Origin of the sequence: Bartonella chomelii (genome assembly GCF_014138465.1) — a bacterium.
Taxonomy (GTDB): Bacteria; Pseudomonadota; Alphaproteobacteria; order Rhizobiales; family Rhizobiaceae; genus Bartonella; species Bartonella schoenbuchensis.
This window is the reverse complement of the sequence record NZ_JACJIR010000002.1, coordinates 295,777-306,959: the sequence shown is the minus strand read 5'-3', so window position 1 is coordinate 306,959 and position 11,183 is coordinate 295,777. Positions and strand designations below refer to the sequence as shown.

The 11,183-nt window shown below is 36.7% G+C and carries 10 protein-coding genes; 5 read left to right on the top strand and 5 right to left on the bottom strand.

Features of this window, described 5'->3' with window-relative positions; all coding sequences use genetic code 11:
- Nucleotides 1-114 precede the first annotated feature (114 nt).
- On the top strand, nt 115-654 hold the full coding sequence (gene thpR, locus GGR10_RS03695) for an RNA 2',3'-cyclic phosphodiesterase (RefSeq protein ID WP_182479974.1): 540 nt from the start codon (nt 115-117) through the stop codon (nt 652-654).
- A 102-nt stretch (nt 655-756) separates the two neighbouring features.
- On the opposite strand, the gene grpE is transcribed toward thpR, so the two are convergent.
- Both grpE and hrcA read right to left on the bottom strand, forming a co-directional pair.
- Nucleotides 757-1,431 (bottom strand): nucleotide exchange factor GrpE, encoded by a 675-nt coding sequence (gene grpE, locus GGR10_RS03690; protein WP_182479973.1) that lies wholly within the window; start codon nt 1,429-1,431, stop codon nt 757-759.
- Between the two features lie 121 nt (nt 1,432-1,552).
- Nucleotides 1,553-2,623: a heat-inducible transcriptional repressor HrcA gene (gene hrcA / locus GGR10_RS03685; protein ID WP_182480088.1), complete on the bottom strand. Its 1,071-nt coding sequence runs from the start codon at nt 2,621-2,623 to the stop codon at nt 1,553-1,555.
- Nucleotides 2,624-3,239: 616 nt separating this feature from the next.
- On the opposite strand from hrcA, the gene rdgB reads away from it, so the two are divergent.
- Entirely contained in the window at nt 3,240-3,884 is a 645-nt protein-coding gene (rdgB, locus tag GGR10_RS03680) for an RdgB/HAM1 family non-canonical purine NTP pyrophosphatase (protein ID WP_182479972.1), read from the top strand.
- Entirely contained in the window at nt 3,884-5,083 is a 1,200-nt protein-coding gene (hemW, locus tag GGR10_RS03675; RefSeq protein ID WP_182479971.1) for a radical SAM family heme chaperone HemW, read from the top strand. The genes rdgB and hemW overlap by 1 nt, the downstream gene beginning before the upstream one ends.
- Nucleotides 5,084-5,175: 92 nt before the next feature.
- Here hemW and dapE read toward each other — a convergent pair whose 3' ends face one another.
- The 3 genes from dapE to GGR10_RS03660 all read right to left on the bottom strand — a co-directional run bounded on the left by dapE (nt 5,176) and on the right by GGR10_RS03660 (nt 8,469).
- Nucleotides 5,176-6,348, bottom strand: coding sequence for a succinyl-diaminopimelate desuccinylase (gene dapE / locus GGR10_RS03670; RefSeq protein ID WP_182479970.1), 1,173 nt, complete (start codon nt 6,346-6,348; stop codon nt 5,176-5,178).
- Between the two features lie 578 nt (nt 6,349-6,926).
- Nucleotides 6,927-7,655: a M48 family metallopeptidase gene (locus GGR10_RS03665; RefSeq protein ID WP_182479969.1), complete on the bottom strand. Its 729-nt coding sequence runs from the start codon at nt 7,653-7,655 to the stop codon at nt 6,927-6,929.
- 22 nt (nt 7,656-7,677) lie between these two features.
- Nucleotides 7,678-8,469 carry an alpha/beta hydrolase gene (locus tag GGR10_RS03660; protein ID WP_182480087.1) on the bottom strand — a complete coding sequence of 264 codons (792 nt, stop codon included), beginning with the start codon at nt 8,467-8,469 and terminating at the stop codon, nt 7,678-7,680.
- Nucleotides 8,470-8,679: 210 nt separating this feature from the next.
- Here GGR10_RS03660 and infC point away from each other — a divergent pair, with 210 nt between their 5' ends.
- Complete coding sequence (gene infC, locus GGR10_RS03655; protein ID WP_010703209.1) at nt 8,680-9,198, top strand: translation initiation factor IF-3; 519 nt, start codon at nt 8,680-8,682, stop codon at nt 9,196-9,198.
- 213 nt (nt 9,199-9,411) lie between these two features.
- The gene (locus tag GGR10_RS03650) at nt 9,412-11,178 is read left to right on the top strand and encodes an ABC transporter ATP-binding protein (RefSeq protein WP_182479968.1); all 1,767 of its coding nucleotides are present in this window, start codon (nt 9,412-9,414) and stop codon (nt 11,176-11,178) included.
- Nucleotides 11,179-11,183 lie beyond the last annotated feature (5 nt).

Genomic DNA, 11,183 nt, shown 5'->3' with positions numbered 1-11,183 from the left:
TTCTGTCTACATCATTATCTATCTTATAATAATTGGCTCTATCTTAGTTTATCCATCATCACATTCAAAACATTTTAAGCGTTAAAATTATCTTCCAACCAATAAGGAGGCTCTATGCCACGTCTATTTGCTGCTATTAAAATTCCTCAAGAAACAACAAAAGCACTTATATCACTGCAAAATGGCTTGCCAAAAGCCCAGTGGATTAACCCACAAAACTTCCATGTCACCTTGTCTTTTTTTGGAGAGATTGCAAACTCTGTTGCTGATGAACTTATTGAGGCTTTTGGTATAATAAAATGCCCTCCTTTTATGCTCCAACCTAATAGCTTTGAAATTTTTGGTTCAGAAACTTCCCCTCATTCTCTGGTTGTCCGCATAAAACCTTGTGAACCCCTCACCCTTTTACATGAAAAAATACTATGCATTCAAAAACGTTTAGGATTAACTCCCGATGAGATGCAATATACCCCGCATATTACTCTTGCACGACTGCTCGGTATTCAACCTGAGGACCTTTCTTCGTATTTATCTGCTCAAAGTGATTTTTCTTTTCCTCCCTTTGCAGTTGATCACTTTGTTTTACTCTTGTCGAAAGACCCCTCAAGTGATGCCCTTTATATTGTAAAAGGAAGTTGGCCACTTCAAGCGTAAGAGCACTTTAACAAAGTACTCTTTAAAGTTGTTCTAAAAATTGCTTTAACAATGTAAGGTCGAATATAAAATAACATGCCTTTATAGTTTAAAATATCTTTTTTACTGATGTGTTGAGGCGGGATCAACTTTAACAGAATCTTCTTTAAGCCCCCCCTTAGCTACACCAACCATGGCCGGACGCAAAACACGCTCACCAATAATATAACCTGCCTGAACGACTTGCTGTACAGTATTATCAGGAACATCAGTGTTAGGAATTTCAAACATTGCCTGATGAAAATGAGGATCAAATTTCTGCCCTTCTGGGTGAATCTTTTTTACTCCATGGCGTTCTAAAGCTGTCATCATGGCCCGCTCTGTCATTTCAACGCCTTCTGCTAGCATTTTCAAACCAGTATCATTTTCGCGTGCACCTTCTGGAATAGCTTCTAAAGCACGATTAAGATTATCAGAAACAGATAACATATCGCGGGCAAAATTAGCGATCGCATAAGCCCTTGCATCAGCTACATCACGCGTTGTACGACGTCGAAGATTTTCCATATCAGCAGCAAAACGTAAAAGTTGATTTTTTAGTTCCTTATTTTCATTCTGTAAATCAGCTAAAGGATCTGTAGACTCACTTTCTTTTTCTTCAACGTTTTCGCAAACCTCTTCTTTATTCATTTTCAAAAGCTCATCAGCAGCTTTTTTAAGTGCTTCACGATCGTTTGGATTTTTTAGATTACAATTTTCAAATGAAGCATCAGCAAATTTGTTTTTTTCGTCAGACATAAAAGTTTCATTCCTTCATAAGATTTGTTATTTTTGATATTGAAATTTTGCAGATAAAAATCAAGAGGTATTTATTCACCTTAACATAATGAGTGTCTACAATAAAAATGCCCGATACAAGCTAACGCAATAACTGTGACATAAGTTGAGCTGTATAATCAACCATAGGTACAATTCTTGCATAATTAAGCCGCGTTGGTCCAATAACACCCAAAGCACCAATTACCCTTTGCTGTGAATCGCAATAAGGTGCTACCACTAAAGAAGAACCTGAAAGCGAAAACAGCTTATTTTCCGAACCGATAAAGATACGAACCCCCAAACCTGCATCTGCTAAATCAAGCAATTGTGCCATACTTTCACGCGTTTCAAGATCATCAAATAAATGCCGTAACCGCTCTAAATCTTCTTCTGCTTTTACATCTTCAAGTAAATTGCTTCGCCCACGAACAATAAGATGCATCTTATGATCTGAATCTTCTCCCCCCCAAAGAGCTAATCCAGTTTCAACAAGATGATGGGATAATTGATCAAGTGCAGCCCGCGTTTCCACACATAAACGTGCAATTTCCGTTTTAGCTTCATTGAGTGTACGCCCTTGAATATGAGCATTGAGAAAATTCGTTGCTTCCGTCAATTGCGAATGCGTAACGCCTTCTGGCAAATGAATGATGCGGTTTTCAACCTCACCTTGTTGTGTCACTAAAACTGCAAGAGCATGTTCGCAATCAAGACGTACAAATTCAATATGTTTTAATGTACCTTCATGTTTCATCGCTAAAACCAACCCCGCTCCACGTGAAAGGTCTGAAAGAATTTGGCTAGCTTGGATCAAAAAGTGTTCAACTGATTGTGTATGACCTGCTTCTTTGACTTGAAATTCAATATTTTCACGTTCCTTAGATGGTAAGTCACTTACTTCCATAAATGTATCAACAAAAAATCGTAAACCTGATTGCGTTGGCATTCGCCCTGCAGACACATGAGGTGCATAAATCAAACCAAGGTGTTCAAGATCACTCATTACATTGCGAATTGTCGCAGGTGATAATGTTTGTTGTAAAAGCCGCGATAGATTACGTGATCCCACCGGCTCACCATCATTAAGATAGGCTTCAACAATATGGCGAAAAATATCACGCGAGCGTTCATCAAGCCCTTTAAGCTCATCGGTAATAGATGCTTGTTTTATCACAATTATTTCACCACTTCAAAAACACTTTTTCTTATATAAGTTTTATTAAGGTTTGGTCAAATAGTCTAAAGCAATGTAAAAAGCATATTACATATTTACTGCCAAAAGTACTATCGTTTTATTATCAAAGGTACTATCATCAAAAGAGAGGCTATTTTATGTAGCACTCTAATCTTCATCCTTCTCAAATGCAAATAACCTTCTTTGAATAAGATCTCTAAAAAAATTATAGGAGGATCAAATTACGTAAAATTTGGCAATACTCACATTTTATAATTATTCAAGTTAGACACCAATATAAAAAATTTTCTCACAGTAAAATCCTTAAAAACCATAAGAGTGTTATTTTTTGTCATATCTATAAAAACATATTCATGATTGACTTTAACTATGATGTAAATTTACAAACTAAACCTAATATTAAATACTATTTTCGTTATAATAAGTCGCAAAACTCTTGTGGACGTGAAAAAACCACCGCAAATAAATTTCTCAAGCTGTATTGATCACTTCATTTATTGGAATTTACAAAACCGATATTGTTAAATTTATTCTCCTATAAACAAATCCTCACCCCAACAAATAATTCATCCCTCATATCAGGAGAGATCGTATGAAACGTATAGCAAATGAAAAACTTGTTATTGCTACACATAACGCCGGAAAATTGCATGAAATCACCGCATTAATTGCTCCCTTCGGCTTAACAACACTCTCAGCAAAAGAGCTCGGCTTGCCCGAACCAAAAGAAACAGGAACAACATTTGAAAAAAATGCCTATATCAAAGCCTTTGCAGCAGCAAAAACTACACAGCTTCCTGCTTTATCTGATGATTCTGGCTTAGAAATAGACGCATTAGGTGGTGCACCAGGCGTCTATACAGCCGACTGGGCCATTCAGCCTGACGGTACACGTAATTTTTCAAAAGCTATGCAAAAAATAGAAGATAAATTACAAAAAATTGGAGCCCTCGAAAAAAGCCAGCGTAAATGCCGGTTTATATCAGTCATCTGTGTTGCATGGCCCGATGGCTATGCAGATTATTTTCGTGGCAGTGTTGAAGGCACATTCATTTGGCCACCACGTGGAGATAAAGGTTTTGGTTTTGATCCCATTTTTCTACCAGATGGATATAAAAATACCTTCGGTGAAATGTCAACAGAGCAAAAACATGGCTGGACACTTAATGATAAAACACCCCTTTCCCATCGCTCACGTGCTTTTAAGCTCTTTGTGGAAAATTTTTTGGCATCCTAATGGCTAAACCCTTCGGTATTTATATTCATTGGCCTTTTTGTGTTGCTAAATGTCCTTATTGTGATTTTAATTCGCATGTTCGCAAAAATGGGGTGGATCAACAGCGTTTTGTAGCCGCCTTTAAACGCGAAATGGCAACACAATATCGTATGATAGGCCCCCGTCATATTACAAGTATCTTTATAGGCGGTGGTACACCTTCCCTTATGACACCTCAAACTGTTGATGCTTTACTACAAACTGTCGCCAAAAATTGGACAATCGACGATAAAACTGAGATCACGTTAGAAGCCAACCCTTCCAGTGTAGAAGCAGAGCGCTTTCGCGGCTACCGTGCGGCAGGTATTAATCGCTTATCTTTAGGTGTACAAGCACTCAATGATAAAGCCCTGCGACAACTTGGCCGTCTTCATGATGTTAAACAAGCTCTTCATGCTATCACTTTAGCACGTGAAATCTTTACACGTTTATCTTTTGATTTAATCTATGCCCGCCCTGAGCAAACGCTTAAACAGTGGAAATATGAACTTTCCCAAGCTATTGATTTAGCAGCAGACCACCTTTCCCTTTACCAACTAACCATTGAAGAAGGGACCGTCTTTAAAAAGCTTTACGCTGCAGGAAAACTTATTCTTCCAGTATCTCAGCTGGCAGCAGACCTTTATAATCTTACCCAAGAAATAACAACTATGCACGGCCTTCCTGCTTACGAAATCTCAAACCATGCAATGCCTGGTGCTGAATCTCGTCATAATCTTCTTTATTGGCGCTATAATGAATATGCAGGTTTTGGCCCAGGAGCACATGGACGTTTTATACAACGCCCGATGGAAAATTTCCCTACTTTTTCAAAAATACAACTATCCAAAACTGAAAAATTTGAACGTTATGTCACAATGAATGAAAAACATCCCGAACGTTGGCTTGAATTGGTAGAAACCACAGGCCATGGCTGTGTCGAAACAGAACAATTAACAAGAAAACAACAGGCCAACGAAATGTTGCTCATGGGTTTGCGCCTTTCAGAAGGTCTTGATCTTACACGCTATGAAACCTTAAGTTTAAAAAGTTTATCACCAGTCAAACTTGCCAATTTACAACAACAAGGCTTGGTAGAAATGGTAGACAACCAGCGCTTAAAAGCTACAACTAAAGGATTTATTGTTCTCGATTATATCATTAGTCAATTGGCAAATTAGCACTTCTGTTTCAGGTAAAAAATTACGAATAATGACCCTGACTATAAAACGCTTTTAATAATTAACCTATTTTACGTTTATAGTAATCGTTTTTATGCAAAAAAATCAACAATGAAGCGTTCATAAATCGAAGTGAGACTTTCTAATGCATCAAGAGTAACGCATTCGTCCACCATATGCATGGTTTGCCCTGGTAAACCAAATTCAACAACGGGGCAATAATCCTTAATAAACCGTGCATCTGAAGTACCGCCAGAAGTTGAAAGTTCTGGTCTATTTCCTGTCATACTTTCAATAGCATTCGATAAAGTTTCAATTAGCTTACCATTTTGAGTTAAGAAAACACTCCCTAAATTTGGCACCCACTCAAGTTGATAACATGGAAGCTCATTATGATTGTCTTCTGATTGTACCGATGCAAGACGATTTTCAATTTCAGCAATGAGTGTTTCTCTTGTCCAAAGATCATTATAGCGTATATTGAAACGAATTACTGTGTGCATAGGAATAATATTGACAGCACAATTACCCGTATCAATACTTGTTAATTCCAAATTACTTGCTTGAAAATTTTTTGTTCCCTGATCTAGAGGAGTTTGTATCAGTGCCTGAATAAGCTTATGTGCCAAAGGTAATGGATTGGCTGCTCGTTCAGGAAAAGCAACATGACCTTGCCGACCCTGCACTCTAATAATACCGGAAATTGACCCCCGACGACCAATTTTGATCATATCACCAACAACTTTTACACTTGTCGGTTCACCAACAATAGCCGCAGTCCATTTTTCGCCCTTTTCTACTGCCCATTTTAACAGTTTTACTGTACCGTTAAGGGCGGGACCTTCTTCATCACCAGTTATTAAAAAACTTATTGTCCCTTTAATTGGCTGTTTCTTAAAAACCCGCGCTAGCGCCGCTATAAAGCACGCTATGCTTCCTTTCATATCAACAGCACCTCTTCCATAGAGTTTCCCTTGATCTATGACGCCTTTAAAAGGAGGATAAGTCCAATTGCCCAACTCACCAGGTGGAACTACATCACTATGACCCGCAAACATAAGATGTGGACCTTTATTTCCAATCTTTGCATAAAGATTTTCAACATCTTCTGTATTTTTATCTACAAAAACAGGGCGTTCAACAGTAAATCCCAGTTTTGTTAAAAAATGTTCCAAAGTCGACAAAGCACCTGCTTCATGAGGTGTAACAGAAGGGCAACGGATAAGCGCCTGCAATAACTGAATAGGATCTGTAAGAACAGGCATAAATATATTCCAATCTGTACAAAGAGTGATTTAAAAATGTTAAGCTAAATCACAAAAAAGATAAAGCAAAAATGTTAAAAGCCCTTACTAAACAAAGCAAAAAAACAATTTTAATAAAGTGACTTAGTGGCCTTTTTATCAAAATATCATCAACAACATGGCTAGATATTAAGCCCACCTAAGCACAATTTTTTGTATAAAAGGCAGTGAAAACCCACTGTAGATATCAACTAAATAATGATTTCAACATATAGCTATTTTTTGATTTAATAGTTAGTACTTCAAAAATCATAAAACCAAACCCACAGAAAAAACAAGAATAATTAAAAATAGTAAAAGAATCTGATCTTTTCATTTAGTACATCCAATAATGATAGTATATTTTGGTCAATGCTTACAAAATAATATCTGTTACAATAAGCCCATTAATCGATAAGTATGCATAAACTATAAAGGGCAAAAAACTTTGTATAAAAAATACAAAGTGGGAGATGATATCGCACACAATGACAAAAAATAGCAGATAATTATCAATAAAAATGTATGAAGTTTAAAAAATAACTATAATATTCTTTGTATTAGTGAAAATTTATCGCGTGCAATGTATGACCATTTTTCTTTAACCAAGCATGATAAGTTTTACTACCTGGGCAAAGTTTCTCACAAAGATCCCAAAATTGTGACCTATGATTCATTTCGATAAGGTGAGCGACTTCATGTGCAACAACATATTCAACAATTTCTCTTGGCGCCATAACAAGACGCCATGAAAAAGATAAACGCCCATCTGCCGAACATGATCCCCAGCGGCTTTTGATATCTTTATAACGGATTGATTTAACTTTACGTTCCACTTTATGTGCATACTGTTCTACTAGCGGTGTTATAATGATTTTAGCTTGTTTTTTTAAAACATCAGCAATTCGCCTTGGCAAATATTCTAACCGACTATAGATAATAATTTGCGGTTTTTGTTCCATACCACCTGCAATGATTTCATCCACCCCACGTCCTTCTTTATGTTTTATAATGTGCGCAACACCCAATAAAGGAATTGTTGCACCCTCCTTGAGATCAGAATTTTCACGTGAAATGAGAACATGAGTAAGATGTGTTTCTATCCAACAACGATGTTTTTCAAGGAAAGACTGAACCGCATCAAGATTCATCGCTGGTGGTATTGTTAAACAAATCCCCTGTCCATCCGCATCAATGCGTAACGTAAAACGGCGTGCATGTTTATGTTCTCGTACCCGTAAAGGCACAACACGATCAGAGAGAATAAAATCTTGCTCATAAATAGCCATGCATCATGTCTCTATAATCTAATCAACTAGATCTTGATGATTCATTGATTCGATCAATTAATGACATCAACACCTTTTCAAAACAATCCAAATCTTGGGGACGTGAAAACCGGTGGTTTGCATCACGAACAAGTGTTAATGTTACATCATGCAAAGGCAAATGATCAAGTAAAGCTAATGCATGTTGATAGGGAACTATTTCATCTTCCATCCCTTGTAGAATATGAACTGAGCACCCAATATCAATGCATCCTTTCATAACACAGTTATTTCGCCCATCTTCAAGTAATGCCTTTGTAAAAGGTGTTGGCTCTAAATCATGACCTGAAGAACGCTCAAAATAACCTTTTTCTTCCAAAGCTTTCCATTCTACCGTGGTCAAAGTTGGTTCAATCAAAGCTTGTGTAAAATCCGGAGCAGGTGCAATCAATATCATCCCGGCAAGTGGTCTATTTTGCTGCGCGAGCATCATAGCAAGCCTTAAAGCAATCCACCCACCCATAGAGGAACCAATTAAAATTTGTGGTCCTTCACAATAAGCTTCAAAAATCGCTAAGCTTTCTTTCACCCAACGTGAAATCGTACCTTCAAAAAAATCTCCTTCTGATTCCCCATGACCAGAATAATCAAAACGCAAGCAAGACAAATTATTTTTTTGAGCAAAAGCATCAACCACCATTGCCTTGCTTCCCAGCATATCAGATCGATAACCAGATAACCAAACCAATCCCGGAAAACGACTACCTTTACGATGACGTACAGCAAGAGCTGTATCTTCAAACGAAAAAAACTGACAAGGAATATTTTGATCTATCATCATTCTTCCTTAATGAAATACTTTTTACTATAAAAGAAAAACCTCTTTTTTCAAAACTAAACTTAAAACAACGAATAAATAAGCTTGTATTAACGATAGTGAAAAAAACATGAATTCTTATTGTTTTTCTGTATAGATATTGTATATTAAGGCATTCTACAAATAAATCAAAATTAAGGAGCATAGACCATTCGCCGATCATTTAAAATGACGCCTAGCCAAAAAGATGGGCCACGTTCAAATCAAGATATTCGTGTTCCTTGCGTTCAACTCATTAATGATGAAGGACAAAATCAGGGAATTATTGCAACGCAAGAAGCGCTTGCTATGGCTGCAGATGTTGGGCTTGATTTGGTTGAGATTGTGCCAAATGCAGAACCGCCTGTTTGTAAAATTATTGATCTAGGCAAACTGAAATATCAAAATCAAAAAAAAGCAGCTGAGACGCGTAAAAAACAAAAGACTATCGAAGTCAAAGAAATCAAGATGCGACCAAATGTTGACGTTCATGATTATGAGGTAAAACTTAAGGCCGTTCATCGCTTTATTGATCATGGTAATAAAGTAAAAATTACTTTGCGTTTCCGTGGCCGTGAAATGGCGCACCAAGATCTTGGAATGAAGCTTCTTCAGCGAGTTAAAGAAGATACAAGTGAAATTGCTAAAATTGAATCTGAGCCTAAACTTGAAGGTCGCCAGATGATGATGGTTATAGCACCTAAATAATTTTAATTGAGAAAACGTGCTTTAATACAACTCGTTTTGGTTAAGTTGTGAATATGATCTTAAAATATTGTAGAGTGCTGATGTAATATTTTTGAAAACAAAAATTGGCACACTAAATCTCTCTAGAGAGTATTCCTTATAGAAGAGGGTTTGCTTTTCTATAAGGAGTACTTTAATCTTGCGTGAAATAATGAGAGAAAATAAAAGTATTTCATGGCAAAAATACAAACATCCCTTTCTGGTAAATACCTTATCACCCGTCTTTTACGAGAAAATTTTCGTAAACATGTGTACTGGTATAGTGCAGCCATTGTTGCAATGATCATCATTGCATTGGCCACTGCAATTAGTGCATGGATGATGCGTGATATTGTCAATCATATTATTGATGGACACAGTTTTAATATGATTGTTTTCATCTCTAGTATTTTTGCATTTATTTTTATTCTCAAAGGGGTTGCAACTTTTGCTCAAACCTATTGTCTGAGTAAAGCAGGCAATAGTATCATTGCCGAACAACAGCGTAAAATTTACGCACGTCTTATGAAACAAGGCGTTTCTTTTTATCAAAATAATTCTTCATCTGGTCTTCTTGTTCGTGTAACCCATAATGCAACAGCAGCTCGTAATATCATCGATATAATTATTACAACCTTTGTGCGTGATTTACTCTCTGTCATTGGCCTTTTGGTTGTTATGTTTATTCAAAATTTTACGTTAATCGCCATTACCTTAACAGTAGGACCTCTTGCATTTTTAGGAGTTCGAATGGCTTTAAAACGTATTCGTGGCCTTATGGAAAAAGAACTTCTCTCATTAGGTGAAATTATCAAAGTTATGCAAGAAACTGCTGTTGGTATTCACGTAATTAAAGCTTTTTCATTAGAAGAGTTGATGAAAAAACGCATGAATAAAGCTATTTGTGATGTTGAAAAACAAGCAAACAGCATTGCAATGCTTGAAGCTGCTACACATCCAATCATGGAAACGCTTGCCGGCATCGCAATTGCAGTTATTATTTGTTTTTCCGGCTATCTTGCAACCCAGCGTGCCGGTGTTCAAGGTGAATTAATGTCGTTTCTTGTAGCTTTGCTCCTCATTTATGAACCTGCTAAACGATTGGCAAATGTGCGTGTCAAAATTGAATCTGGTTTGGTCAGCATTCGTACAATGTTCGAAATACTTGATCATCCACTTACTGTTATAGAACATAAAGAAGCTAAAGACTTTAATAAAACACACTGTTCTATTCGTTTTGAAAATGTTTCTTTTGCTTATATGGATAATCAAACAGTCTTAAACGACATCAATCTGGAAATAGAAGCAGGAAAAATGACAGCATTGGTGGGGCCATCTGGTTCAGGCAAATCAACCCTTATCAATCTTATTATGCGCCTTTATGACCCTACACAAGGATCTATATTCATTAATGATCAAGACATTCGCTTCATCACTTTTCATTCCCTTCGAAACCTCATAGCTTATGTAGGGCAGGACACTTTTTTGTTTCAAGGAACTATTAAATATAATATCGGGCTTGGAAAAAAAGGTGCCAGCAACAATGATATTATAAAAGCAGCAAAAGCAGCCAATGCTCATGACTTTATTATGGATTTGCCCCAAGGTTATGATACACAAGTGGGCGAGAATGGGAATAATCTTTCAGGAGGTCAAAAACAGCGTATCGCTATTGCCCGTGCAATACTTCATGACAGTAAAATCCTGATTTTTGATGAAGCTACAAGTGCTTTAGATTCACACGCTGAAGCTCAAATTAATGAGACAATTCAAAACCTTACTAAAAAGTGTACAATTCTTGTGATTGCTCACCGTCTTTCAACAATTGCGCATGCTGATAAAATTATTGTAATACAAAATGGGCAATTAGTTGAACAAGGTACTCAGATAGAATTGTTAGCAAAGAAAAAAGGCCTTTATAAAAAGCTTCATAATACTCAATTTAAAAAGCAAGAGTTTTAGGCGAT

Excerpts from the sequence above, each read along its gene's own strand:
- hemW (WP_182479971.1), top strand. The coding sequence starts at position 3,884 with ATGGCTAAACCCTTCGGTATTTATATTCATTGGCCTTTTTGTGTTGCT.
- grpE (WP_182479973.1), bottom strand. The coding sequence starts at position 1,431 with ATGTCTGACGAAAAAAACAAATTTGCTGATGCTTCATTTGAAAATTGT.
- thpR (WP_182479974.1), top strand. The coding sequence starts at position 115 with ATGCCACGTCTATTTGCTGCTATTAAAATTCCTCAAGAAACAACAAAA.
- GGR10_RS03665 (WP_182479969.1), bottom strand. The coding sequence starts at position 7,655 with ATGGCTATTTATGAGCAAGATTTTATTCTCTCTGATCGTGTTGTGCCT.
- dapE (WP_182479970.1), bottom strand. The coding sequence starts at position 6,348 with ATGCCTGTTCTTACAGATCCTATTCAGTTATTGCAGGCGCTTATCCGT.
- GGR10_RS03650 (WP_182479968.1), top strand. The coding sequence starts at position 9,412 with ATGGCAAAAATACAAACATCCCTTTCTGGTAAATACCTTATCACCCGT.
- infC (WP_010703209.1), top strand. The coding sequence starts at position 8,680 with ATGACGCCTAGCCAAAAAGATGGGCCACGTTCAAATCAAGATATTCGT.
- rdgB (WP_182479972.1), top strand. The coding sequence starts at position 3,240 with ATGAAACGTATAGCAAATGAAAAACTTGTTATTGCTACACATAACGCC.